The sequence below is a fragment of the Rhodococcoides kyotonense genome, assembly GCF_900188125.1.
Lineage (GTDB): Bacteria > Actinomycetota > Actinomycetes > Mycobacteriales > Mycobacteriaceae > Rhodococcoides > Rhodococcoides kyotonense.
In genome coordinates, this window is the sequence record NZ_FZOW01000028.1 from 33,226 (window position 1) to 59,083 (window position 25,858).

Annotated in this window: 16 protein-coding genes; 6 read left to right on the plus strand and 10 right to left on the minus strand. The window is 62.7% G+C overall.

Annotated elements, in window-relative coordinates; all coding sequences use genetic code 11:
- Window positions 1-24 precede the first annotated feature (24 nt).
- From CHB96_RS27460 to CHB96_RS27480, 5 genes are all read right to left on the minus strand, one after another.
- Window positions 25-3,477 carry a non-ribosomal peptide synthetase gene (locus CHB96_RS27460; RefSeq protein WP_089252337.1) on the minus strand — a complete coding sequence of 1,151 codons (3,453 nt, stop codon included), beginning with the start codon at window positions 3,475-3,477 and terminating at the stop codon, window positions 25-27.
- Complete coding sequence (locus CHB96_RS27465; protein ID WP_089252339.1) at window positions 3,474-4,754, minus strand: SidA/IucD/PvdA family monooxygenase; 1,281 nt, start codon at window positions 4,752-4,754, stop codon at window positions 3,474-3,476. The genes CHB96_RS27460 and CHB96_RS27465 overlap by 4 nt, the downstream gene beginning before the upstream one ends.
- Entirely contained in the window at window positions 4,754-9,061 is a 4,308-nt protein-coding gene (locus tag CHB96_RS27470) for a non-ribosomal peptide synthetase (RefSeq protein ID WP_089252341.1), read from the minus strand. The genes CHB96_RS27465 and CHB96_RS27470 overlap by 1 nt, the downstream gene beginning before the upstream one ends.
- A complete protein-coding gene (locus CHB96_RS27475) occupies window positions 9,058-10,404 on the minus strand; it encodes a salicylate synthase (protein ID WP_245866258.1) in 1,347 nt (448 codons plus the stop codon). The genes CHB96_RS27470 and CHB96_RS27475 overlap by 4 nt, the downstream gene beginning before the upstream one ends.
- 61 nt (window positions 10,405-10,465) lie before the next feature.
- Window positions 10,466-11,731, minus strand: coding sequence for a lysine N(6)-hydroxylase/L-ornithine N(5)-oxygenase family protein (locus CHB96_RS27480; RefSeq protein WP_245866260.1), 1,266 nt, complete (start codon window positions 11,729-11,731; stop codon window positions 10,466-10,468).
- A 143-nt stretch (window positions 11,732-11,874) separates the two neighbouring features.
- Here CHB96_RS27480 and CHB96_RS27485 point away from each other — a divergent pair, with 143 nt between their 5' ends.
- Window positions 11,875-13,497, plus strand: a complete 1,623-nt coding sequence (locus CHB96_RS27485; RefSeq protein ID WP_089252345.1) for a (2,3-dihydroxybenzoyl)adenylate synthase — start codon at window positions 11,875-11,877, stop codon at window positions 13,495-13,497.
- Window positions 13,498-13,627: 130 nt separating this feature from the next.
- Here the strand turns inward: CHB96_RS27485 and CHB96_RS27490 are convergent, their stop codons facing one another.
- Window positions 13,628-15,082, minus strand: coding sequence for a hypothetical protein (locus CHB96_RS27490; RefSeq protein ID WP_089252347.1), 1,455 nt, complete (start codon window positions 15,080-15,082; stop codon window positions 13,628-13,630).
- Complete coding sequence (locus tag CHB96_RS27495; RefSeq protein ID WP_089252349.1) at window positions 15,075-16,070, minus strand: hypothetical protein; 996 nt, start codon at window positions 16,068-16,070, stop codon at window positions 15,075-15,077. The genes CHB96_RS27490 and CHB96_RS27495 overlap by 8 nt, the downstream gene beginning before the upstream one ends.
- Before the next feature lie 176 nt (window positions 16,071-16,246).
- Here CHB96_RS27495 and CHB96_RS27500 point away from each other — a divergent pair, with 176 nt between their 5' ends.
- On the plus strand, window positions 16,247-17,392 hold the full coding sequence (locus CHB96_RS27500) for a pyridoxal phosphate-dependent aminotransferase (RefSeq protein WP_089252351.1): 1,146 nt from the start codon (window positions 16,247-16,249) through the stop codon (window positions 17,390-17,392).
- Window positions 17,393-17,406: 14 nt separating this feature from the next.
- Here the strand turns inward: CHB96_RS27500 and CHB96_RS27505 are convergent, their stop codons facing one another.
- The gene (locus CHB96_RS27505) at window positions 17,407-18,129 is read right to left on the minus strand and encodes a GntR family transcriptional regulator (RefSeq protein ID WP_089252353.1); all 723 of its coding nucleotides are present in this window, start codon (window positions 18,127-18,129) and stop codon (window positions 17,407-17,409) included.
- 244 nt (window positions 18,130-18,373) lie between these two features.
- Here CHB96_RS27505 and CHB96_RS27510 point away from each other — a divergent pair, with 244 nt between their 5' ends.
- Genes CHB96_RS27510 through CHB96_RS27525 form a run of 4 tightly spaced genes read left to right on the plus strand, consistent with a single transcriptional unit; the run spans window position 18,374 to window position 24,176 of the window.
- Window positions 18,374-20,476 carry a hydantoinase/oxoprolinase family protein gene (locus CHB96_RS27510; protein ID WP_089252355.1) on the plus strand — a complete coding sequence of 701 codons (2,103 nt, stop codon included), beginning with the start codon at window positions 18,374-18,376 and terminating at the stop codon, window positions 20,474-20,476.
- Entirely contained in the window at window positions 20,473-22,209 is a 1,737-nt protein-coding gene (locus CHB96_RS27515) for a hydantoinase B/oxoprolinase family protein (RefSeq protein WP_089252357.1), read from the plus strand. The genes CHB96_RS27510 and CHB96_RS27515 overlap by 4 nt, the downstream gene beginning before the upstream one ends.
- A gap of 45 nt (window positions 22,210-22,254) precedes the next feature.
- On the plus strand, window positions 22,255-23,598 hold the full coding sequence (locus CHB96_RS27520; protein ID WP_089252359.1) for an MFS transporter: 1,344 nt from the start codon (window positions 22,255-22,257) through the stop codon (window positions 23,596-23,598).
- The gene (locus tag CHB96_RS27525) at window positions 23,595-24,176 is read left to right on the plus strand and encodes a cysteine hydrolase family protein (RefSeq protein WP_245866262.1); all 582 of its coding nucleotides are present in this window, start codon (window positions 23,595-23,597) and stop codon (window positions 24,174-24,176) included. The genes CHB96_RS27520 and CHB96_RS27525 overlap by 4 nt, the downstream gene beginning before the upstream one ends.
- A gap of 263 nt (window positions 24,177-24,439) precedes the next feature.
- On the opposite strand, the gene CHB96_RS27530 is transcribed toward CHB96_RS27525, so the two are convergent.
- Window positions 24,440-25,537 (minus strand): Glu/Leu/Phe/Val family dehydrogenase, encoded by a 1,098-nt coding sequence (locus CHB96_RS27530; protein WP_089252361.1) that lies wholly within the window; start codon window positions 25,535-25,537, stop codon window positions 24,440-24,442.
- A gap of 111 nt (window positions 25,538-25,648) precedes the next feature.
- A partial coding sequence (locus CHB96_RS29885) for a DUF6537 domain-containing protein (protein WP_217900000.1) occupies window positions 25,649-25,858 on the minus strand: 210 nt, incomplete at its 5' end.

Below are 25,858 nucleotides of genomic sequence, written 5' to 3' on the forward strand. Positions count from 1 at the left end.
ACACTCGACCACGCCACCCGGGGATCAGCTCTGCGTCGTCAGCTCCGTCGCCGAACCGGTTGCGATTCCAGCGATGTCGACCAGAATGCCCGCGACCTGCTCCAGCTGTTCGCTTCGGTCCTGCGTACGCAGCCGCGCCGCCAGTGCACGCACGGTTCGGGCGTCGAACACATCGCTGATCGTGACCGCGGGCACGAGCAACATGCCGCGGACCTTGGCGACGAATATCGTTGCCATGATCGAGTTTCCACCCGCTTCGAAGAAGTCGGTCTCCACACCGAGTGACTCGACTTCGAGGATTTGTTCCATCAGATAGGCCAGTGCCGCCTCGACGTCGTCGCCCGGAGGTACGTACGAATTCCGCACCGTCCCGTCCGTCGAATCACGAAGAATCGCGAGAATCGCTGCGCGATCGACCTTTCCGTTACCGGTGACGGGCACGGTGTCGAGCACGTCGACGGATTCGGGAATCATGTAGTCCGGAAGCAACACCGACAGCCCTTCGAGCAATTCCTCCGCAACGAGTCCGGTCCCGTGCGCTGCGGCGACGAGTCGCGCAGAAGTACCGATGCCGACGACGGCGGCCACCGCAGTCTCGACGCCCGAGAGCCGCTTCATGGCAACCTCGATCTCGCCGAGTTCCACTCGGTAGCCGCGAATCTTGACCTGATGATCCGCACGGCCCAAGAAGTCGAGCGTCCCGTCCGGTAGATAGCGTCCCATGTCACCGGTGCGATACCACCGCTGTCCTTCGTATGTCACGAACCGGTCGGACGTCCGATCGGGGTCTCCTCGATAGCCCTGCGCGACGCCGCGACCGCCGATCCAGATCTCGCCACGCACCCAATCCGGGCAGTCCTCGCCGCGGGAGTTGACCACTCGGCACGCGACGCCGTTCATCGGCACGCCGTAGGGCACGTACGTCCAGTTCGGTGATTCGTCGGTGACTTCACAGATCGTGGAGTGGATGGCAGTCTCCGTAGTCCCGCCGAGACCGATGAACCGTAGCCCGGGGACCGACGTCCTGAGACGTCGAGCCACTGCAGCGTCGACGCGATCGCCTCCGGTGAGAATCACGCGGAGGCGTGCGATGTCATCGGCGGATGCCGTGTCGGCGAGCATGGTGATCAGGCCAGGTGCGGCGTTGACGACGGTCACGCCGAACCTGCGAATCATTGTGCTCCAGGCGTGCGCGTCGCGACTCATGGACGCGTCGACGCACGCGAGTGTCCCACCAAGTCCCAAAGTTGCGAAGATGTCGAACACGGACAGGTCGAATTCGAGCGCCGAAAGTCCGATGAGACAGTCGTCGTCCGTCAGGTCGACATGACCCGTGATGGCGTCGATGGTGGCGGCCGCCGCAGAGTGCGACACCTCGACTCCCTTCGGCTCCCCCGTCGATCCCGACGTGAACAGCACGTACGCAAGCGCATTCGGCGCGACAGTGGCGCGAGCTACGGCCGGTGTCGCCCGGAGCGCGTCGGAAAAGTCCAGTCGCCGAGCCGGCGCCGGGAGTTCGACGCCATCGTCGGCGATCGCGATCCGAACGTCGCCACGTTCGAGAATCTTGGCCTTCCGTTCGACCGGCTGGTCGATGCCGACGGGCAAGTAGACACCCCCGGCGGCCAGTACGCCGAGTACCGCGACGACCTGACGATGCCCCTTGGGCACCACGACAGCCACGGTGTCGCCCGGAACCACTCCCGTGGCAGTCAAGCTCGCCGCGACACGCAGAGCATCCGCGGCCAGGTCGCCGTACGAGTAGGAATCGTCCTCGCCCCAGCGCAACGCTCTCCGCTCGGGTCGGATGGCCGCCAGGTCGAAGAATCTGTCGTGCAGCGTACGGGCCGGTAGTTCGGCAGTCACACCGGCGTTCGCCTGATTCCGACGTCTCGACTGCTCGACAGGCAGAACAGCCGGCGTTGTTGCAGTCCAGTCGTATTCGGGCGCGAGGGCGTTCTCGATCATGTCCACGTAGCGCGCGAACATCGTCTCGACCACACCTGCGGGGAGCGCGTCACGGCGCACATCCCAGTTGATCAGGATTCCACCACCGATCTCGACCACCTGCGCATCGAGATCGACCTGAGGTCCTTGCGACAAGATCCAGACCGGATCACCGAAGACGTCGGTCACAGTGTCGGAAAACAACTCCCCGAGACCGAGACCGGAAGTGAAGACCACGGAAGGCGTGATCGGACTGCCCCGGTGTCGGCCGATGTCTCGCAGCACTTCCAATCCCTCGTATGCGCTGTGCGACGACGCCGTGTGGAGGATGTGCTGGAAACGGCGAGCCCGCGAGAGCGCGGAATGCGCGTCGGTGAGGTCGACGTCGAGCAGAACCGAATTGGTGAAATCGCCGACGACGCGATCCACGTCGGGGTGCAACTGTTCGCGGTTGAACAGTGGCACGTTGAGCAGAAGCTGCTGAGAGCTGGACCATTCGGCGAGCACTTCGCAGAACAAGCCGCCCAGAACGACAGCAGGTGTCAGTCCATGGCCGAACGCGACATCGTGCAGTCGCTGCTTCTGGGCGGCATCGAATCGGTGGTGCACGCGCACGCTGCGTCCGACATCGGTGCGTTCCGCTTCGGGGATCGTCGGGAGTGCAGGAACGTCGGGCAGCGTGTCGATCCGATCGTCCCACCATGTTCGGTCTCGTTCGATCGTGGATCGGTCGGCCGCGCGTGCCTTGTCCGCGAGATACCGTCGGTACGTGTAGTCGATCGGGGCGAGAGCGTCGGCGTCGGATACATAGAGATCCGCAAGATCGGCGAGAATCCGTCGATAGCTCATGGCGTCGGCAGCGAGCATGTCGACGTCGACGTGTACTCGGTGACGACCATCCGGCAGCACGCTGACCGAGAAATCCACGACCTGGCCCGCAGCGACATCCATGAACTGGTGGCTCTTGGCCTCGCGTGTGTCCGCGAGAGCCTGCGTCACCGCGCCCGGTTCCAGACCGGACAGATCCTGAACCGACCAGACCTGCGCGGGAGCTTCGGAGAGAATGCGCTGAGTTCCGTTGTCGGTGAACGCTACTCGTAACATGTCGTGGCGTTCGATCACTCGACGAACGGCGCGCGCGAGGCGATCGACATCGATGTCGGCGCCGTCGAATTCGACGTAGAGGTGTGCCGCGACACCGCCGAGGCTCTGTCCTGATTGTCGACCGACCCAGTAGGCGTGCTGCATCGTCGCCAGTCCGAACTCCGGTTCGTCGTCGGCCGCGGGTAGTGCTGCGATGGGCTGGGTCTCGGCGACGCCGAGTAGTGCCGCCCACGCCTCGACCGTCGGTGCGAGCACCAGTTCGGAGTAGTTCACCTGATGCCCGAGTTTGCGCCAACGACCGGCTACCTTCATGAGCTTGAGCGAGTGCATCCCGAGTTCGACCAAATTGTCGTCGTCTGCGAACGAACCGGGATCGACCCCGATTTCCTCGGACACCATCGCGCGCACATCGTCCCTGGTGATCAACTTCTAGCTCCATTCGTCAGTGCTGTTGTGAGAGTTCTCGATTCGGTGAGCGCGGAACAGACACGATCCGACAGCAGCCCAAGGCAACTCAGGTTCGGAAATCCTGGCCCCTGCCTCAGCGCCGCCAGCGCGGGTAGGAAGAGGGCCGGGCCGAGACCGCCGACGGCCATCGACCGCTCGATCGACATCTGTACGCGCTCGGACGTCGCCGGCCCGCCGATCGCAAGCTCGAGTCGATCGCGGGCGGAGTCGTCGAGGAGGTCCAGCATCCACATCTCGCGTGCACCTCGCGCGTCGACGACATAGTCGAAGCTCTGGCTCACGTATCCACTCGCGGTATCGATTCCGACCACTACGTGGTCACCGACGGCCTGCATGCCGCTCACACGACCTTCGACATGGCCGACCCTGATGTCCATACGGAGTTCTTCCATCACCCGGGTCGACAACACACCGCGATCGGCGCGATTGATCAGTTCACGGCGCTGTGCGAGGCTGAGTGCGCTCCACCTGACGTCGTCGGTGAACACTCGATTCTCGAAATAGCCTTCCCCCCGGGTGAACAGACTGGCTCGGGGCGCGATGACAGAGATGCTCATCGCATCGAGATTGCTCATCTGATGCAGAATCGCGCCCGCTGTTTCTCCCGCACCGATGACTGCCGCGCGGTTGACGACGGGCACCGAACGGCCTGCAACCTGATTCCAGAATGTCGACGGACCGACGATGCGCTCGCCGAGCCGTTCCCAATCGCTCTGTGCGGTACCGGGTCCAGTGATCATGACCGCGTCGGCGACCAGAGACTCGGTGGATCCGTCGCTTCCGATGACCCAGCGATCGTCCACGATGGACAGCGTTTCCGCCCTGGCGAGAACTACTTCCACCTCAGCCTGCCTGGCCGCCCACTGGAGATACCGCGCCCACTCGCGGTGACGCGGTGCAGGGCGCCCACGGTCTATCCACTCTCCGAAGGTTCCGGCCGCGATGAGGTGCGAACTCCATGAGAATCGACTCATCGCGTGGTCGACGTGACGATTGAATCCCTTGAATTCGGCTGAACGATAAGGAAATCCCAGATCCTTCTCCGGACTGGTACCGAGCCGGTGGGCGCCGTCCGTCCACCCTCCTGCAATGGTCCAGTTGGCACCGATGCCGTGCTGCTCGACGATCATCACTCGCGGCGCGGGCAGGCCGAGGTCACCGAGCACCTTCGCCTTCGCCGCGACGGCCAACGCCTTCGGACCCCCGCCGATCACGACCAGCAACGGAGTGTCCATCAGATGCTCACTTTCGCTTGGATCAGACGTGCCGAAGCACCGATGGGTCGGGCGGATTCGTCGGCCAGGTCGCTCACGACCTGCTGCAGTAGCGCGATCAGTCGATCCCCCGCGTACCTGTCCCGGTGATACTCGATACGACAGGCCAATCCTTCGGGTTCCCGGCGGAACACGATGGTCATATCGGTCGTACCGGCGGGACGAACGGCGGGTAGCGACACGAGAACAGCCGACGGACCGAACCGAACACGCACGTCGGACGGCTGCTCCATCATCACGACCGGTCCGGATGGAACGCCGACACCTGGTGACACGTCGTTATGATCCATACCTGCCGAGACCCTCTCGGCGATGTGAGACAAGATCGTCTGCACATCGTCGGATCCCGTCAGTCGAGTCCTGACCGAGATCGTGTTCACGAGGGGGCCGATCATTCCGTCCGCTCCCTCGGGTACGCGTTCCGGCGTGGGAGTCCACACCACGATGTCGTCGTCCCCTGTCAAAGTTGCACTGAGCGCGGCCGTCACGAGAATCGAGGCGGCCAGTTCGTCGTCGATTCTCGAAGAGATCGAATCGAACTGCTTCAGAAGAAGTGAATCCGGTGCCAGCTCCACCATGTCGATGAGTCCCGTCGGACGGAGCGTGGCGTTCGACGCAGACAATTCGTTCCTCCAGTACCCGGTTTGCTCGCCCACGGACGGGAGTCGAGCCTGCCAGGCTGCGAAGTCCGCATACTGCACTACCAACGGTGCCCAAGCAGGCGCCGAACCCGCATGTCGCGCACGATAGGCAGTCGCCAAGTCCGCGAACAGAACCGGCGACGACCACACGTCGCACGCGATGTGATGAACGACGAGAATCAGCAAGTACTGCTCTTCGGACCGGGCCACCAGCTCTGCACGAATCGGCAGGCCGTCTGTGATTTCGATGCGGCATTTCGCAGACTGCCACAACAGGTTTCGGCTTGTCTCGGACGAATTCGACTGCAAGAGAATCGGTGTCGATCGAACGATCGTACGCGTCGGCACGCCGTTCTCCGCAGGGTAGGCCGTGCGCAGAACCCGATGCCGCCGCACGAGATCTTCCAGTGCCCGCTCGAGCGACGGGACGTCGACCGGTCCCGTAAGCTCCGCACCGAACGCGACGTTGTCCGTGGCGTCGACTTCCTCGCAGTGGGCGCTCCAAATCTCGTGTTGGGATGCGAACAACGGTGATCCGAGATCGTCGTCGATCGGGGTGATTGCAGGACGCAACGCGGCGAGCGGACGACGCAACCGAATCACCGCGAGATCGATGATCTCTGCCAGCGCCGCGACCGTAGGCGACGAGAACACCTGCCGCACAGACACGTCCACGCCGAACTCTGCCCGCACTCGTGCGACGAGGCGCACGACAGACAACGAGTGACCACCGGCGTCGAAGAACGAGTCGTCGACATCGACCACATCTCGTCCGACGAGCCACGTGAAGATCGCGCACAGTGCCCGCTCGGTGTCCGTTTCCGGACCGCGGCCGGACGTGGGAGCGCGAAAGTCCGGACTCGGCAGGGACGCTCGGTCCAGTTTTCCGTTCCGAGTGACAGGGATTCGGTCCACCACCACGATGCGTTCGGGGATCATGCAGTCCGGCAGCAACGCCGCGGCAGCAGTGCGGACTCGCTGTTCGAGCTGCGTGTCCTCCTCTGCGACGACATAAGCCACCAGCGCCGTTCCACGCACGGGATGATTCACGACGTCGACGAAGACCTGGCCCACGTCTGCCACGGCGGCGACGACCGCCTCCACCTCGCTGCGCTCGATGCGGAAGCCACGCACCTTGACCTGTTGATCGACTCTCCCGATGAATTCCAATCCGCTGTCCGGAGACCATCGACCGAGGTCGCCCGTCCGGTAGAGGCGACCACCGGAGCAGAACGGATCTGCGACGAACCGCTCCGCCGTCAGGCCCGGCCTCCCGTGATACGCGGTCGCAAGCTGGGTTCCGCCCACGTACAGTTCGCCGATCACACCGACACCGACCGGCTGCAGTCGTTCGTCGAGCACGTAGACCTGCGTGTTGTCCTTCGGCGTTCCGATAGGAACCACGCGTCTACCCTGCGCCGAGACCACCTCGTACTGGGTGACCGCCAGGGTCGCTTCCGTCGGACCGTAGAAGTTGTAGAGCCGAGCATCGAACATAGCGTTGAACTGGTCGGCGAGCGGACCGGGAAAAGGTTCGCCGCCGACCGGAACACGGCGCAAGGACGTCCACCGTTCGACGCCGGGCAGCGTCAGGAACGTAGCCAGCAGGGAGGGGACGAAGTGCATGGACGAGATGTCACGTGTCCGCAGCAACTCGGTCAGGTATCCCATGTCGGCAAGTCCCCCCTGCCGCGGTACTACCAGTCGAGCACCGGATCCGAGGCATCCGAAGATCTCACCGATGCTGACGTCGAATCCGGGGGATGCAACCTGCAGGATCGAGTCTCCCCTGCCCAACCGACCGTTTTCGATGATCCATTCGATGTATTCGACGATCGCCGAGTGCGACACCACCACACCTTTGGGCGGACCGGTGGACGCGGACGTGTACACGATGTAGGCCGGTGCGCTGGGCTGCACCTCCGGGAGGCGGACATCACAGAGCCTGGGCAGGTCGGTTGCAGAGGCATCCAGCACACGCGCCGCGCCCACGTCCAACGCCGAGACGTCACCCACCACTGCGGCAGGCTGTGCGTCGTCGACGAGATACTGCAGTCGCGCCGCAGGCAACCCGGCGTCGAGAGGCAGGTAGACCGCGCCTGCCTTCATGATTCCGAGCGCCGCGACGACGAGTTCGATGGAGTGCGGAAGAAGCGTCGCCACCGTCGAACCCGGCTCGACGCCTACTCTCACGAGTTCCGATGCAAATGTCGTCGAGCGCCGATCCAGGGCACGGTACGACAACGCCATCGTGTCGTCGACGACGACGACCGCATCGGGGGTCGAAACAGACTGTCGTGCACAGAGATCGGGCATCGTGCTCGGTTCCGTACGCCGTGCCTTCCCGCGTGAGTGAGCAAGAATCTCTTCACGCTCACTCGACGTGAAGAGTGGTACGTCGACAACCGAGGCCTGCATGCCACCTCGAACGACCCCGTCCAGAACGTAGTGGAGGGACCCGAGCATGGCCCGCGTCACCGCATCGGACAACACATCGGTCTGGTACTCCATGCGCAGCCCGCACTGCTCCCCCATCTCGAACTCGAAGCTCAGCGGAACCTGGCTGTGTCCGATATCCGAGGAAAGAATTCGAGCGGTGATTCCCGGCGGCTCGAACAAGGCGGTCGGGGTCCTGCGTTCCGAGAAACACAGCCGTACAGCCGAGTTGGCGCCGCTGTCACGATCGGGGTTGGCGCGACGCACGATGTCGTCGAGTTCGACATCGGCGTGCCGCAGCGCGCGCCGATGGTCGCCCGATACTCGGTGGAAAAGTTCGGCTATGGGCCGCAGCGGATCGACTCTCGCGCGTAGGACAACCGTGTTCCCCGAATACCCTATCCGCCCGGCGGCAACGGGATCAGCGCGCCGTTCCACGGGCAGTGCGATCGCCATGTCGCGCGTGCGGCAGTACCTCGACACGACGACTTCGAACGCAGTCAGAAGTATCGCCGCCACCGATGAATCGGTCGATTCGGACAAGGCAACGAGCGCGGCGGTCGACTCTGCCGACAAGCTGGACGAGACGATCGCGGAATCGGTTCGCGCCGAGCGCGTCAGCCCATTCTCGCCGGGAAACTCGATGGGCTCCGGCAGGCTCGCCAATCGAACGTTCCAGTATTCGACCGATTCGGGGGACGGCGGGACCGGCACGTGCGGGAGGGGCGCGACGGGTTCCTTGCCCTCGTACGCGTCGGTCAGCATCGCCAGATACGGCGTCCAGCATCCGTCGTCCCACGCAATGTGGTGCGCCACCACGAGCAGGATGTGAGTGGACGGATCGGCCTTCATGAGGCTGACCCGCACGGAATGCTCGCGCTGTAGATCGAAGACGTGCCCGAATTCGCGTCGGATTGCCGGTTCGAGACGATCCCTCGAATCGATCTGGCCGATGGACACGATCCCACCACAGTGCTCGTCGATGTGTGCGACCGGACTTCCGTCTCGGTCTTCCGTATAGGTGGCCCTGAGGATGGGATGGGCATTGGCCACGATGCGGACTGCGCGATCGAGCCTGTCCATGTCGAGCTTCCCGCTGAGCTCCAACGCAAGCCCGAGATTGAGGGCGGTGTCGTCCGGATACAATCTGTGCAGCAACCACATCCGCTGACGACCGTGGTCAAGTGTCACGCGCTCTGCCTGCCCGGGATCGAACGCTCGACGAGATGCGGCGCAACGCTGGCGAGTTTCTCGCAGGTCTCTTCGAATTCTCGGTCGGGGTCGGACTGGGCAACGATGCCTGCGCCTGCCCGAATCCAGGCCTCGCCGTCCTCACGGAACACAGTTCGGAGCGCCAGTGCCGCTTCCACTTCGCCGTTCGAAGACGCTGTTACCACGGCTCCCGAGTACAACCCTCGGGAGTTCCCTTCCAGTCGGTAGATGGCGTCCACCGCTTCGGCTTTGGGCACACCGGACGCTGTGACGGAGGGAAACACTGCTTCGATTCCGTCCCACGCGTCGGTCTCCGGGGCAAGTGTTCCTCGTACCGTCGATGCCAGATGCTGAACACTGCCCCGTTCGCGAACCACCATGAATTGGGTGACGGCCGTGGTGCCCGGCGCTGCGATGCCATCGACCTCGGCGAACGACGTACGAACGGACACAGCGTGTTCCGCGATCTCCTTCGCATCGGACACCAAGTCTTCACGTGCGATGCGGTCGAGTTCGGGGCCTCTCCCGAACGCCCTGGTACCAGCCAATGGCTCGGCGACGAGCGCTCGATCCACGCCGACCGATCCCACGAGTTCGGGACTGAATCCCGTCGCTTCGAGCCCTCCCATCCGGAACAGGAAGGATCGCGCGGGATTGTTGGCGGTACGGCCTCGCACGTATGTCCGGGGAATGTCGACGTCGAAGGGCACGGCGATCGTGCGGGACAAGATCACCTTCTCGTACAACCCGGAACGAATCTCGGCGATCGCGTCGGCGACGATGCTTCGATAACCCGAGTCGTCGACGCCGACATCGACTGTGCGCGCCAGAACCGAGTCGTCGTGATCGGCCACCGCTGCCAGTTCTCTCATTCTGCGTTCGGTGTCTGCATCGACGCCTGTGAACGTGATGCCGTCCGCGTCGATCCACGCCTCGAACTTCGGCACCACAAGATGGGCTAGCACGGCCGCGTCATCGATGTGCTCGCCCGCTCCGAGACCGGGAGAACCGAAATCGAAACCGAGCCAACCATACGCACGCCAGTCCGAGAACCCGAGCCCTGCGAGCGCCGCCGCCAGCGCCTGCGCGGGTCGTCCGGTCCATGCCGAAGCCCGCTCCCCGTCGGTGGTGACGGTTCGGATCTCGTTCCGTCGAAGCATGATCGATGCACGCGACCCACCTGCGTACACCCATCGGCCATGACGCTCGTAGACGACGTAGTCCGGGGCCAGGCCCGCAGCAGCCCACGACGCACACACACGCGCACCGCGAAGGGTGTCCGTGACGTCACGGTTGTTCTCGCACTCGATTACTGCAGTCACCGCATTACTCCCCGACATCGATCGATTCTTTTGCGACGCTCGCCTTTCCGACTACGAGCCGTCAGGACACCTGCAGTCCCGCATGGCGACGAACCGAATCCAGGATTTCGCCGGAACGTATCGCGATAGTCGAGAGCAACGTCGACGACAGTCCGTGCGTCCCTTGGACGCCGCCGTTGAGGTAGATACCAGCACTGATCGCATCCGATGTGTGCAGACGGTAGTCACGAGAAACGACGGGATCGGTTCCGTCGAAGGAACACTCGAAGGCTGCATCGCCCAACAGGTCTCGCACGTTCCCGGGCCTGAATCCAGTCGCGCAGATCAAGGCATCGGTCTCGAGAGTCCAACTCTCACCGGCCAGCTGATCCACAAGATCGAGCGTCACACTGTCCGCCCCCTCGCTCACGTCACGAAGTTCCGTGGCGCCGTGAACGAACAACCTTCGGGCGCCGGCGACCTTCTCTTGATACTCACGCCGATACAGTTCTGCGATGAGTTCACCGTCGACCGCCGAGTAGTTGGCCCCCTTGTGATAGTTCAGCATTCGAGCACGAACCTGGGGTGTTGCTCCGTACCACCGATCCACGGTGTCGGGATCGAACACGCGGTTCGCGAACGGGCTGTCGTCCGCGGGCGTCATCCCGAACTTGGCGTGCACGACGTGCACCTCGGCAGTCGGATATTCGGAATGCAGGTAGTGAGCAACTTCGGCCGCACTCTGTCCTGCGCCCAGAACCACGAACGAGCCCGTCGGTGCCGACGGAATTCGCGGCAGAGCTTCCAGTAAACCGTGATTGTGAAAGACGCGGTCCGACGTTCGGACTCCGTCGGGAAGTCGAGGGGTGAGTCCGGGTGCGAAAAGGACATTTCGGGCTCGGAATTCGATCAGGCCTTCCGGACCGTCGCAGATGACGATCGCGAGGTCGTTCTCGAACCGAATTCCGACGGCGCGGGTGCCGTAGCGAACGTCCGCATTCACCCTCTCCGCCGCCCACGCCAAATAGTCGCCGAATTCTCGCCTACTGGGGAAGAAAGTCTGATGATTGATGAAGTCAACCATCCGACCCTGTTCGTGCAGATAGCTGAAGAAGCTGTACTCGCTACGCGGATTACGCATCGTGACAAGATCTTTCGGGAAGGCGATCTGCATCGTCGCTCCCGGCAGCATCATCCCTGGGTGCCACCCGAATCGTTGCTTCGATTCAACGAAGACCGCGCTGATTCGCCCGTCCTCGTACGCTTGACATTCGGACGCAGCGATGGCGAACCCCAAATTGGACGGACCGAATCCGATCCCGATCACATCCGACACAACGTCGGACATTCGCTCTTGCATGAACACAGTTGCACGTTCCTCTCGGGTGCTGTTCCGACTTCCGAACGAACATCCGACCCGGAGATGGAACGTGGCACGGCGCACAAACAACCGACTGACGATTGAGGTAACCCTAAGCTAACATTGCGCCCATGCCAACCGTGAGAAAGGCGACAGTGGATCTTCTCGAGGGTTTCGAACCGCACCGCGCCGACGACGAGCTGAAGTACCGCGAGCTCGAACTCTTCGCCGACGCGCCACTGTGGACCATAGCGGCAGACAGCGTCAGACGGGTGCCCCACGCTCCCGCAGTGAGCGACGCGCACTCCACGCTGACCTACCAGGAACTCGACATCGCCACCGCGAGGCGTGCAGCCGGACTCCGTCGAGTCGGATTGGCCCCCGGTGATCGCGTCATCCTGCAGTATCAGAATTCGGTTGCGTTTGCGGTAACACTGCTCGGATCGCTGCGCGCAGGTATCGTGCCCGTCCTGACGCTCCCGGCTCATCGCATCAACGAGATCTCTCACCTCGCGTCGGTCTCGAGGGCACGGGGCTACATTTGTCACGATGTCGCGGCAGGATTCGACTACAGAGTGCTTGCAGCCCAGCTCGTCGAGCGCGTTACGACGGTGGACATCGTTCTCATCGAGGGCGACCCGGGCGAGTTCGATGCGGTCGTCGACGGAGAACCGAACGACTGGAACGACGTCTACGCCCAACCCGATTGTCCTGCACTGTTTCTCGTGTCCGGTGGGACGACGGGGCTACCGAAGCTGATACCACGCACCCACAACGACTATCGGTACAACGTCGAAAGAAGCTGCATAGCTGCTCGATTGACCGAGCAGGACGTGTACCTGACAGTGCTGCCGGCCGCGCACAACTTCCCGCTCGGGTGCCCCGGTTTCCTAGGAGTGCTTTCGGTGGGCGGACATGCGATCTTCGCTGGGGACCCGTCTCCCGACCACGCTTTCGAGCTCATCGAGCGGCACGGAGTCACGGTGGTCGCGCTCGTTCCGGCGCTGGCGCAGGTATGGACCGCAGCCACCGAGTGGGAACCTGCCGACGTCTCCACCGTGCGGTTGATGCAGGTCGGTGGGGCCAAACTCGCCGAACCCGATGCTGTCGCGGCGAACGCTGCGTTCAGTGGCGCAGTACAGCAAGTGTTCGGAATGGCCGAAGGCCTCATCTGCTACACGCTGCCCGACGACGACGAGGCAACTGTCATCAGAACGCAGGGACGGCCGATGAGCGAGCACGACGACATCCGCATCGTCGACGAGCACGGTTCCGACGTTCCCGACGGGACGGAAGGCGAACTGATGGTGCGGGGGCCGTACACGATTCGTGGCTACTATCGCGCCGACGAGCACAACGCTCGGTCGTTCACCGGCGACGGCTATTACCGGAGTGGTGACCTGGTGCGACGCACCCCCTCGGGTCACCTCATGGTCACTGGACGCATCAAGGACACGATCGTGCGCGGCGGTGAGAACGTCGCAGCCGACGACGTCGAAGAAAACCTGCTAGCCCACCCGACCGTGAGACAGGCTGCAGTTCTCGGCTTACCCGATCCCGATCTGGGCGAAAGGATCTGCGCGGCGGTCGTCGTCTACGGTACCGGGCTCGACCTACCGTCGGTGCGACAATTTCTGACCGCACGAGGCTTGGCCACTTTCAAACAACCCGACGAACTACGCATCGTCCGTTCGCTACCAGTCACCGCAGTAGGCAAGATAGACAAGCGGACTCTCCTGGCGCAACTCACATGATCGACACGGTCCGAACATCGCCAGGCTCTGCTCCTTTCATCCTGTCGCGCCCACACGGAGCCGAGGTACGTGAGACGAGGACCAACTCGGAACCGTCACGCCGGCGCTGGGGAACTCTCGGGTGTAGTCGCTAGTCGAGAAAGTAGGCGAGGACTTTCGCGTCGGAATCCAAGACCTCATCCGAAGCCACCCCTAGCTCGAGTGCGAGTTCGACCGAGCCGAGGAGCGCAACCTCCACTTCAGGGGAGAAGGCTCGTTCCAGCACCCCGAGGTAGTCGGACATACTCGCATCGAGCTTGTCGATGAGCTGTTGGTATTCAGTAGCGAGTAGATCGTCGAGCGCGCGCTGTTCTTCTAGGTACTGCATGATCAGCGAAGCCTCGCGCTTGGAGAGCGACGTTGAGACCGACTTGTACAGGATGGTGCCGACGGTATTGCCGATCACGGCGCCAACGACTGGCACCGGGATGAGAGCCTGTCCAACGCAGGAGGACAGAGCGCTGATGGCAGTTTCCAGGCACACCAGCTCCGCGTTCTCGATGAACTCCAGCTCGTCGATCTCGCCTTTACGAAGCTTGTTCGCCTGCTCTGCAACACCGAATGCCGCGGTGACGACCGAGCTGGCGACGGCTGCGGGTGTCGCGGTGAAGTTCGTGAGCGAGTAGATACTGAGCCCACGGACACCACCTTTGGCGAACCCGAAGACGCCTTCTCCGGCAATGTCGGCCCAGTCCTCGCCCGTGAAATCTTTAAGTTTCATACCCGCACGGCGTTTCGTGACGACGGCCAGCGCCAAAGCGGTCGCACCCTCGATGGCGGCGGCCGCAAGCGTGGCCTTTGCGCTCTCCTCGAGATTCGGCCGGCTCTCCTGGTAGGCCTCGTCCCGCAGGGATTGGTCTGTGGTTCGGAGGGAGTGTTTCTCCGTCTCCAGAGTCGCGCCGTAGGCACCCTTCTGCACCTCGGCGTATTTCAGGTGGGAAGGCTCGAGCGACTCGATGCCTACCGATCCCTCCTCGAAGAATGCCTGGACGCGTTTCCAGTCCTCGAGCGACGGGCCGTGGTTGGCCGTCAGGAGCTTGCCCGCTTCCCCCCGCGGCATGGCGTGCAGCTTCGCGATCACCTCGTAGTGGTCGCCAGGAATTTGGTATTTCCCGCCGCTTTCCAGGAAGTCGGGGTACTTCTGGAGGTGTTCCGTTATCGCGCCGAGGCCGAAACGTCCGCCAGCCGCGACGAACTTCTGCTGGATCCCGACACCGCCGCGCATCAGGTCCACAGGGCCGTTGTCATTGACCCACTGGTTGACAGCGTCGCCACCCTCAATCAGCCTTCGAGCATTGCCGACGCCCACCTCTGCAACCTCGGCAATGAAGCCGTGCATACCCTTCACTCCGCCGCGGTTGGCAGCGACCACTTTGCCAATATCCCGCATCGCCTCGTTGACGCTGGCGAGCGCGTCCGTCAGATTCCTGTCCTGCCGATTCAGAGCGCTCAGTAGGTTGTCCAGCCGGAGCTGATTGAGGTAGTTCACCCAGGCAGCGACTGCCTGTTCCTGATTGCTTTTCCCGAGCTGCGCCGCGTCATTCATCACCGGCACCCGGCTCGATGCGCTTGTCCAGCAAGGCAGCACATGCTTTGGTGTTGTTCACCAGCGCGACGAGCTGGGACTGCTGCGGTGCGGACAGCGCCCGGAAGTCGGCGCCATAGCACCTCAGCGCTTCGCTGTAACTCTGCACGAGTCGCTCTCGAAGAGCGGCAGTACGCCGGAGGAAGTCGCCGATCTGAGCGTCCATGCCTTCGATGATCGCGGTGTTCTGCTTCACCGAGTTCAGCGCCTCATGTTTCGCGTCGCGGTTCTCGAACTTGTTCTTGGCGAACAGTCCGATCGACGCGAGGAGGGTGGCACCAGCCACCGTCCAACCGATAGGGCCGGCGAGGGCGAGCAAAGCACCGCCTGCCGCAGTGCCTCCACCGCCGGCTGCGATCGCCCCTCCGCCGAGCCAGGCGAGAGCGGCTTTGGTGGCAGCAGCCCCGGTCAGTGAGGAAATCGCCGTGCCGGTCGATGCGGTGCCAAAGGTGGTGGCGACCCATAGCGCGGCAGTCGGAGCCATGCTCGCGACCGCAGCTCCCGCGGTGAACCCGGCAGTGGCGCCGGCAGCCGACGTCCGCGCGGCCTCGAGGTCCTTCCGGGCGAACTCCTCCGCATCCAGGAAGTGAGCTTTGTGGATGCCGATGTCCTCGAAGTCGGTATCGAACGACTTCGGCGTGTTGACGATGCTGTTCACCAACAGCTCGACGAGTTCGATCAAGTCCGTCGATCGTTCGCGCTGATGTAGGAGCAAAACTCCCTTGTCGTTCATCGAGGTGAACGCGCCGTTGTACTCGGTGATGGCCGACTCGTAGGGATCGGGCTTCTTTGCCGTCAGCCTCTCGTAGGTGTCCGCAGCAGCGTGCTTGAAGTCGGCGGTCTGTTCACCCAGTTGCTTGGAGCTACTTCGCGCGAGCCTGGCGAAGTCGCCGACCCGTTTGTCGAATCCCCTCTGCTTGGCCTCGTCCACCGCGAGCGGTTCAACCATCGAAATCTCCGAATCCCGTTGCTGTGTGTCCTGGCGGCAAGAGAGTATCGATCACGAGTGACAAGTTCTAAAGCCGGATGAGCTACACCAATTCCACCGTCTTACAACGCCCTGGCGTCCATGTGTCTACTCTTAAGATACCAATAAACCCTACTTAGTATCTCAGGAGAATCGATATGGCCTCGCGGCTGCCCGCTCTAGCGTTCAATGAACACGTCGCTTCGTCCGTCGCTCTGGGGAACTGCGCGATTCCCGTGCGGGGCGTCCCTGTTCTACCCATGCCTGCGCATGTGGTGGCTGCGGCCGCCGAAGCTGCAGGTCAAGTGTTCCCGAGGCGCACTCGGGGAGCACTGGATCTCCGTCAGGCGATCGCTGACCATCTGAACAGCTCATTCGCGATGACAGTCAATGCCGAGACGGAACTCCTTGTCACCCATGGCGCGCAGCACGGAATGAGCATCGCTCTACGGGCGCTGATGGAAGCGGGAGACGAGGTCATCGTCCCCGCACCCACCTACTTTTTCGACGGGGTCATTCGGATGGCCGGCGCGATCCCCCGATACGTGCGCTCATCAGCCCAGTTGCGGTGGTCGCTCGACCTCGAACAGATCGCGGCGTCGATTACGGAACGAACAACGGCCATCGTGCTGTGCAACCCGAACAATCCAACGGGCAACGTTCCGACGGCTCAGGAACTGCGCGAAGTGCTGGCCTTGGCCGAGAAGCATGGGCTGTGGGTATTTACCGACGAGTCGTACGAAAGGTATGTGCACGACGGGCCCGGTTACATCCCACTCCAGTCGATCAGCGGAGGGCGCGACCGCGTGGTGACAATAACGAGCCTGAGCAAGAACTACGCGTTTTCCAGCTGGCGGATCGGTTACGTGCATTCGTCTCCGTCCACTGTCGACAGGATTCACGCTGCTCTCGAATGGGACGTGATCAATATCGGGGACGTTCCGCAGGCGGCAGCGACCGCCGCACTCACTGGACCACAGCATTGGTTGGACGTCGAATTCGACACGATGAAAACTCGCCGAGATGTGTTGTATGGCGCGCTGGCACGTGCCGACATTCCGATTGTTTTGCCGCAGGCCGGAATCTTCGTGTTTGCCGATCTGAGCGCGACGGGACGCAGCGGAGAGGACCTCCAAGACTTTCTGCTCGCCGCCGGAGTGGTGGCACTGTCGGGCGGGGGGTTCTTCGGCCCGGACACACACGTCAGGCTTCTTTATGGCGCACAAGAATCGGAGGTTCAGGCCATGGGTGATCGTGTGGCCGAAACGGTTTGCACAGCAAGGACTTCGGGGTCACACGCCTAGCCGTCGACGACTGTTCAGCTGGGCAACAAAATCGGTGTGGATGTCACTGCATGGCTGCTGGTCAGCGCGTCGATGATTTCGCGGCGCGCTGACTGGGTGCGGTGCTGCATCGCCGCGCGGGCGGCGTGAGGGTCGCGGGCGGCGATGGCATCGACAATCGCCATCCGCTCGCCGATACGCCCTTCCGGCATCGACGGTGACAGCGTCACCGCCAGGCGAACTACCCGTTCGATTTCGTCGAGAACCTCGACAATACTTCTGGTTAGACGGGCATTGCCGGCCCCGTTGGCGATGATCGTTTCGAACTCGTAATTCTCGACAAGTCGCTCGTTCAAATAGGGCCCGCCGAGCTGACCGTAAGTGTCATCGACCGACAACTCCGCAAGGCGATCGGATCGGCCAACATCGAGCCCAAGCGATGCGGTCAGTGCCGATGCCTCACCCTGGAGGAGGGTCCGCATATCACAAAGATTCGCAACATCGCCCAGTGTCACCGACGAGACGACATAACCGGCCCGGGGCATCGGTTGCACCAGACCGTCGCGATGCAATCGCGCCAGCGCCTCACGGACTGGCGTTTTACTCAATCCCATCGACGCAGCCACATCGGGCTCGGTGAAGTGCTGGCCCGGCGGCCTGCGCAGCTCGATGATGTCGCGTTTGAGCGTCAAATAGGCGCGCTCCATCATCGACCCGTCCGCAGTCTGCTCCAGGAGCAGCGCCGGTCTGTACTTCATGACTTCACCAGCCTTCCGATTACGTGCACTTTACCTGACTCCAGGATATATGACTTGCGTGTAAAAGATCTCAGATGGCTCTTGTTAATATCTCTAGCCCGAGTTACGGTTTGGTGACGCGGGACACATCCTCCGCCACTACGGCGATCTCATCGCGCCACCAGACCTGCATCCGAGGCGCTGTTTCATCGATGTCGGCCGGAAGCGCCCGCGCGGATATTCTCCTCTTCAGAAAGGTCTTGTCATGGCCACGTCCAGTTCTGTGGATCCGGTTGCCAACGCGCGATGGCGCGTAGCAGCGGACATCGGCGGCACGTTCACCGACGTCATCGCCCTCGGTCCCGATGCTCGCATCGTGCCTATGAAAGTGCTGTCGACGCCTCCCGATTTCGGGACGGGCGTCATCGACGGTGTGACAGCGTCGATGCGTGATGCGGAGATTACTGCAGATGACGTCTCCGCAGTTCTGCACGCCACCACAGTGGCAACGAATGCCATCCTCGAGATGGAAGGCGCTCGCACAGCCCTGATCACGACCAAGGGCTTCCGTGATGTGCTCGAACTCGGCCGACTACGGCGGCCGCTTCTCTATGACCTGTCCTGGAGAAAGCCGACCCCGCTGGCTCGCCGACGCCATCGCTACGAAATCGACCAACGTATTCACGCGGACGGACACATCGAGACTGCAGTGGATTTCGACGAAGTCGATGCACTTGCACAGAAACTCCGGGCAGACGGAATCGAAGCGTTGGCAGTGTGCTTGATCAACTCGCACGTCCGACCGGACGCAGAACGCGCTGTTGCGCACCGTCTTCAACAACTACTACCCGATGTGTACGTGACCACGTCGGTCGACATCTCCCCCGAACCCGGTGAATTCGAACGAAGCAGCACCGCTGTCGTCAACTCGTACGTCGGAACGGTGGTGCACGGATACGTCAGCGAACTCAGCCGTAGTCTACGCAAACGCGGAATCGAAGCACCGTTTTCCATCATGCAGTCCTCGGGAGGGCTTCTCGACGCGGAATCGGTGGTCGAACGCCCCGTCCAAATCATCGAATCAGGCCCTGCAGCTGGGGTCATCGCGGTTCAGAAACTCGCCCAGCTTCTCGGTCTCGACAACGTCGTCGCGTTCGACATGGGCGGCACCACAGCGAAGGCATCGCTGATCGAGAACGGACAACCGTTCCTGGCCAACGACTACGAAGTCGGCGGCGGGATGAACATCACCCGAAGCATGGGAAAGGGAGCGGGATACACAGTCCGCGTCCCCTCGATCGACATCGCGGAAGTCGGCGCGGGCGGCGGCAGCGTAATCGGAGTCGACTCGGCCGGCGCGCTCCACGTCGGACCCGGCAGCGCCGGGTCCCGGCCGGGACCTGCCTGCTACGGCCAAGGCGGCGAACGACCCACCCTCACCGACGCCAACGTCGTCCTCGGTTACCTCAACCCCGACGCCATCGCCGGCGGCCGCGTCACCATTCAGCCGGAACTGGCAGCGAAAGTACTCGGCGCCGTCAGCGACCGCATCGACACCGACCCCGGCGCGATCGCACGAGGAGCCTACGACGTCGCTATCTCAAATATGACCAAGGCAGTCAAAGCTGTCACCAGCGAACGCGGCCGCGACCCGCGGGACGCAACGATGGTCGCGTTCGGCGGCGCCGGCCCCCTCTATGGCGCCGCACTGGCGCGTGAACTGGGCATCAGCACAGTCATCGTGCCCGTACACACCGGCCTCTTCAGCAGCCTCGGACTACTCGTCGCCGACAACGAATACCAAACTGTCACGCCGTTCCGCAGCGAACACCTCTCCCTGCACCGCTTCGCCACTGAATTCGACAACCTGGCAGCGACCGTCACCGAACACCTGGGATCCGACGACGTTCGGATCGACCGAATCCTGGACATGCGCTACCACGGTCAGCGATTCGATCTTCGAATTCCATTGCCGGACGGCGACATCGACGACGCCTTGCTGCACGAAGTCAAACAGCGATTCCACGCCGAGCACCACAAGACCTACGGACGATCCGGCACCGACGACCTGGTGGAAATCGTCAACATCCGAGTCCGCGGTTTCGTACGCAACACGGTCACCATCGACCAAGCGTTGACCCTTGCCGACACCGACCCCGGTGCACGACGAGTACGCGAATGCCGCTTCGACACCACAGTCAGCACCCCAGTCATCGCGCGGGCGCACCTGACCCGCACCCCGGAGGCAGGGCCCTTGGTGATCGAAGACATGGACTCCACCACCCTCGTTCCCCCGGGCACGACCGCCCATCTCGACGAGTACAACAACATCATCATCAGCTGGACGGACATCGAGGTCACCGCATGAGCACCACCATCATTCGAGACGCAGCCACGTTCGAAGTGTTCCGAAACGCCATCTCCGGGTTGGCCGACGAGATGGCCATCACCATCCTGCGCACCGCCCATTCGCAGATCGTCGCATCGAGCATGGATTTTTCGACCGCACTGTGTGATCGGCAGGGCCGCATCATCGCCCAAGCGAACACCTGCCCAGTCCACCTGGGATCCATGCCAGCCGCCATCGACGCCGTGCTCGCGGAGTTCGGAGATTCGATCACCGACGGGGACGTCTACATTCTCAACGACCCGGACAAGGGCGGCATGCATCTACCCGACATCTTCTCGGTCGCACCAAGTTTCGCAGGTGAGCAGTTGATCGGATTCACCGTCACAGTGGTCAACCACACCGACGTCGGCGGCTGGGCGGCAGGGTCGATGGCAGTACAGTCGACCTCGATTTTCGGTGAAGGGATCCAGATCCCGCCCTCTCGTCTGGTGGCGGGAGGGGAACTGAACACCACATTCCTCGACGTGATCCTCAGGAACGTACGAGAACCCGACCTGTTGCGCGGAGACCTCGAATCTCAATTGGCAGCAAGCCACGCGGGCGGCCTCGGGCTTCAGGCTCTCGTCAACAAGTACGGAATCGACAAATACACGCGGTTGATCGACGAACTGCTCGACTACTCCGAAACACTCGTCCGAACCGAACTGAACAACGCCCCCGACGGTACGTATGCGTTCGAAGACCAGATCGACGACGACGGACTCGGCTCGGGCGCAATCCCGTTCAAGGTGGCAGTCACGGTCGCCGACAGCGATATCACCTTCGACTTCACCGGCTCCTCCCCCCAGGTTGCGTCCGCGCTCAATGCCACCGCCTCGTTCACTCAGTCCGCCTGCTACGCAGCCCTACAGGGCGCACTCGGCTCCGACATCCCCGCCAACAGCGGCTTCTACCGCCCCTTCACTTTCGTGATCCCCGAAGGCTCCATCCTCGACGGGAAACGCCCATCTGCGCGCGGAGCGCGTGGCTTGGTGGCCTATCGCATCATCGACACCGTGCTCGGTGCGCTCGCACCTGCCTTCCCGGACCGCGTACCCGCCGCGGGCGACGGTGGCCCGAACTCGGTGGCAGTAGGCCTCGTCGAATCCGATGGCAGTTCGGTGATCCTGTGGGACATCCTCTGCGGCTCATGGGGTGCAACGCCCACAGGCGACGGCAACGACGGCATCAGCCCGCTGGGCGCGAACCTCGCAAACACACCGATCGAGGAATTGGAAAAATCCGGTCACATCCGGATCGACGGATACGGCTACCTCCCCGACACCGGGGGCGCAGGAAAGTTTCGCGGCGGAGTGTCGACCTTCCGGGACATGACCGTGCTCCACGAGAGCGCAAGCGTGCAGATCCGTTCCGACAGGCGAACATCCTTCCCGTACGGACTGGCCGGCGGCGGCGCCGGCGCGCCCTCGGCGAACATCCTCGACCACGGTACCGGCACCGAACAGCTCATCGAGACGAAGCCGCATATGACCGTGCACGCCGGTAGTCGGCATCGACAGGTGACCGCGGGAGGTGGCGGCCACGGCGATCCGCTGCGCCGCGACCCGCAGCTGGTACTCGACGATGTTCTCGATGGAAAGGTCACCGTCGAAGGTGCCCTCCGTGACTACGGAGTAGCCATCGACCTCGACGCCGGGCACGTCCTCGCCGATGACACCGACGCTGCCCGCACCGCACGCCGCACCCATTGACCCACCTCTGACCCCATTCACTCATCCTCGGAAGGCCGCACCACTGTGTTCGATGAGGAAACCGAACGCCGATTGTGGCGCAAGATCGGATTCCGCATCATTCCGCTCGTCGGAATCGCGTACATCATCAGCTATATCGACCGAGCCAACCTCGGCTACATCGCCAAACCCATGTCGGCTGATCTGGGCATGACCACGGCGCAGCTCGGGCTCGCCGCAGGACTATTTTTCATTGGCTACATCCTGGTCGAAGTGCCCAGCAACATGATGTTGCGGCGTTTCGGTGCACGAATTTGGATCAGCCGCATCATCATCTCGTGGGGCATCGTCACTGCGCTCACCGGAGCAGTCCACTCGGCGACCCAGCTGTACATCGCGCGGGTGATCCTCGGCTTCGCAGAAGCCGGCCTCGCCGCCGGGATCCTGCTGTTCCTGACGTTTTGGTTTCCGAAAAAGCAACGCGCCTGGGCGATGTCGGCGTTCTTCTTGTGCATTCCTCTTTCGAGCATCATCGGCGCCCCGATCGCTGCCGCTCTGTTGCAATGGGGAGAAACGCTGCTGGGCATCGCCGGGTGGCGGTCGCTGTTCGTCGTCGAAGGCATCCTTACGGTACTCATCGGTGTTGTGATCTTGATTTTCCTGCCCGACCGCCCATCGAAAGCGAAATGGCTTTCGCAGGAGGAGAAGTCGTACCTCGGCGAAATTCTGGCGGCCGAAGCGGCCGCGCAGGTTCACCATGGTGCCATGACCGGAATGCGCCAAGCGTTGACCAACGGTCGCACGTGGGCCCTGTCGATCGCATTCTTTGCGATCGTGTTCGGTCTCTACCCACTGGCATTCTTCCTGCCGACCATGATCGAGAACCTCTCGTCCACCATCGGCTCTGCCGCGAACGTCTCCAGCGTTCTCCTCGCTGCGATCCCATCGGCTGTCGCGATCGTAGTGATGATCTTGTGGTCGCGTGTAGCGGGACGGCGTTCGGCGGTCTTTTCCACCACCATCCCAATGGCGTTCGGTGCCGTGGGATTGGTGGGCGCGACATTCACCCAGAACGGCGTGCTGTTCATCATCGCGGTATGCGTCAGCATCTCCGGCATCTACACCGCGATGCCGCAGTTCTGGCGTATCCCGGCTCTGTCGATGACGGGCGCCGCAGCGGCAGCCGGCATCGCGCTGATCAATTCTGTGAGCAACCTCAGCGGCTTCGTCGGCCCGTACGTCACCGGTGCCATCGAAACCGCCACCGGGAGCTACACCTATGCTCTGCTCACCATCACCGTCGTGATCATGATCGGTATCGCGATTCTTCTGACGGTAGGGCGACGGGCCGAAGCACTCGGTACCCGCGCCGACGACGAAACGCCCACACAGACCGCGGACACGCTGTGACAGACGCGGTATCTGGCATCCGGACGGCGCTGATAGTCGGAGACGTCCAGACCGGGATCGTTCGGGAGTTCCCGTTCGCCCGGCCGGTCGTTCCGATCCTCGCCGACGCCATTCCGCGAGCTCGGCGCGCAGGTGTACACATCGTGTACCTGCGCGCCGGGCTTCGCCCCAACGCCACAGACGTGCACCCCAACAACACCGTGATGCAAGGCTTTCACTCGATGGGCGAGGTCTTCCACGACACCTCCGACGACACATGGATCGACAATGCTCTCACCGTTGACCCAAGTGACTCTGTGGTTCTCAAACGCCGCGCCAGCGGATTCGCGGCGACAGACCTCGACCTGGTGCTGCGGAGTCAACGTATCGACCACATCGTCGTCTGCGGCGTCGCAAGTTCCGCCGTCGTCGCGGCCACCGTCTACGCCGCCGCCGATCTGGACTACGTCGTCACGGTTCTCTCCGACGCATGCGCAGACCCCGATACGGCGGTGCACCAATTCCTGATGGACACACTGTTTCCCGCCCGCGGGATAACAGTGCTCACCGCCGAGGAATGGGTCCGCTCAATCGGCTGACGCGACTGCACGCGTCCCCGTGTGACCTTGCATGTCCGGCCAAGGGCACACGGAGGTCTCGACATCATTGCAGTCGGTCACATCACGTGAGAAGCGGCCTGGCGACTTCTCACCAAGCGCCAGGCCGCTTCTCGCTCTCCCAGATCTGTACTCACGCAGATCGACGGACGGTGCGAACTGACGTTCAGACCGGTGCGGCAGAAGAGCTACCGTGGTCGTACCGCCCTGATTCCAGGACGGTACGACCATTTCCAGGGTCTCGATCAGTGCGCGTCGGCTGAGCCCAGTCGCTCACGTACGACGGCGGCCGCTGCCTGCCCGGCCAAGATTCCCTGCTCCCGCTGACGGGTGAGAATTCGGGTGACGGTGGCGCCGATCTGCTCGACCTGCTCGACTACCTGCTGACGGGGTGTGTTCTCGATCTCTCCGGCCACTTGAATCAGGCCGCCGCTGTTGGCGACGAAGTCCGGGACCCAGATGATTCCGCGTTCGTGGAGTAGCTCCTCGACGCCCGGTTGGGCGAGTTGGTTGTTCGCGGCCCCGCAGATCACTGCTGCGTCCAGGATGCGGGCGGTGGCGTCTGTGAGTGTCGCGCCCATCGCGCACGGAGCATAGATGTCGATGTCTTCGTCGATGACGGTGTCGGTGATCGTGGCCTCGGGGAAGTCCGAGCTAGTCCGCCGCAGTGCAGCTGCGTTGACGTCGGTTGCCGTGATGGAGGCTCCAGCCGCGGTCAGAAGCGAGATGAGGTTGTAGCCGACCTTGCCTGTTCCCTCGACACCGATGCGGCGTCCGGTCAGCTCCGTTGAGCCCCAGACCGATTCGGCGGCGGCGAGAATCGAGTGGAACACCCCTCGTGCGGTCAGCGGTGCGCTGTCGCCCGATCCTCCCGCGGCAGGGGTGCGTGCAACGACATGGTCGGTGGTGCGGCCGATGATGTTCATGTCGTCGGAGGTCGTTCCGACGTCGCCGGCGGTGATGTAGCGGCCGCGCAGGGTGTCGACGAATCGCCCGTACGCCTCTAGCAGCGCCGGGGTTTTATCACGGGCGGGGTCGCCGATGAGAACGGCCTTACCCCCGCCCAGATTCAAGCCCGCGGCGGCGGCTTTGTAGGTCATGCCTCGAGAGAGACGTAGCACGTCCGTCACAGCTGTCTGCTCGCTCCGGTACGGGAAGAATCGTGTGCCACCCAGAGCAGGGCCGAGAGTTGTCGAGTGAATTCCGATAATCGCTTTCAGGCCTGTTGCCTGGTCCTGGCAAAACACAATCTGTTCGTGGGGCGTGTCGTCGGCGAAGTCGGGTCTGTCGAACACACCCGTCGCCGTGTCGATGATTCGTAGATCGACTGTATCGGTAGTCATGTTATCTCCTGATTGATGGGTGTACGCCGATCACTGCCGCGGGCGTGGTCAGCGAGAACTGTTGAGAAAAGGACATTTGCACGGCGATGGAGAGCGCGGACTTTTTGCCCGCTACCCCAAATCGATTGCAGGAGCTTCAATCCGGATTCGTTTCAGAACCCCGAAGTAGCGCACAATGTTGCGCAGCTTCACGTCCTCGTACCCGCGGACGAGATCGGCTGCCTCCGCGAATTCGACGGCACGCGAATAGTTTTTCGCCGTCAGCTCCGCGGCCATCTCCAACACTGTCGCCTCATAGTGCGCGAGCAGCGTCCGCTCGAT

What these genes read in the sequence shown, in the direction of transcription:
- CHB96_RS27515 (WP_089252357.1), top strand. Translation starts at nt 20,473, where the DNA reads ATGAGCACCACCATCATTCGAGACGCAGCCACGTTCGAAGTGTTCCGA.
- CHB96_RS27485 (WP_089252345.1), top strand. Translation starts at nt 11,875, where the DNA reads ATGCCAACCGTGAGAAAGGCGACAGTGGATCTTCTCGAGGGTTTCGAA.
- CHB96_RS27480 (WP_245866260.1), bottom strand. Translation starts at nt 11,731, where the DNA reads ATGTCCGACGTTGTGTCGGATGTGATCGGGATCGGATTCGGTCCGTCC.
- CHB96_RS27530 (WP_089252361.1), bottom strand. Translation starts at nt 25,537, where the DNA reads ATGACTACCGATACAGTCGATCTACGAATCATCGACACGGCGACGGGT.
- CHB96_RS27465 (WP_089252339.1), bottom strand. Translation starts at nt 4,754, where the DNA reads ATGGACACTCCGTTGCTGGTCGTGATCGGCGGGGGTCCGAAGGCGTTG.
- CHB96_RS27495 (WP_089252349.1), bottom strand. Translation starts at nt 16,070, where the DNA reads ATGGTTGAACCGCTCGCGGTGGACGAGGCCAAGCAGAGGGGATTCGAC.
- CHB96_RS27505 (WP_089252353.1), bottom strand. Translation starts at nt 18,129, where the DNA reads ATGAAGTACAGACCGGCGCTGCTCCTGGAGCAGACTGCGGACGGGTCG.
- CHB96_RS27510 (WP_089252355.1), top strand. Translation starts at nt 18,374, where the DNA reads ATGGCCACGTCCAGTTCTGTGGATCCGGTTGCCAACGCGCGATGGCGC.
- CHB96_RS27500 (WP_089252351.1), top strand. Translation starts at nt 16,247, where the DNA reads ATGGCCTCGCGGCTGCCCGCTCTAGCGTTCAATGAACACGTCGCTTCG.
- CHB96_RS27490 (WP_089252347.1), bottom strand. Translation starts at nt 15,082, where the DNA reads ATGAATGACGCGGCGCAGCTCGGGAAAAGCAATCAGGAACAGGCAGTC.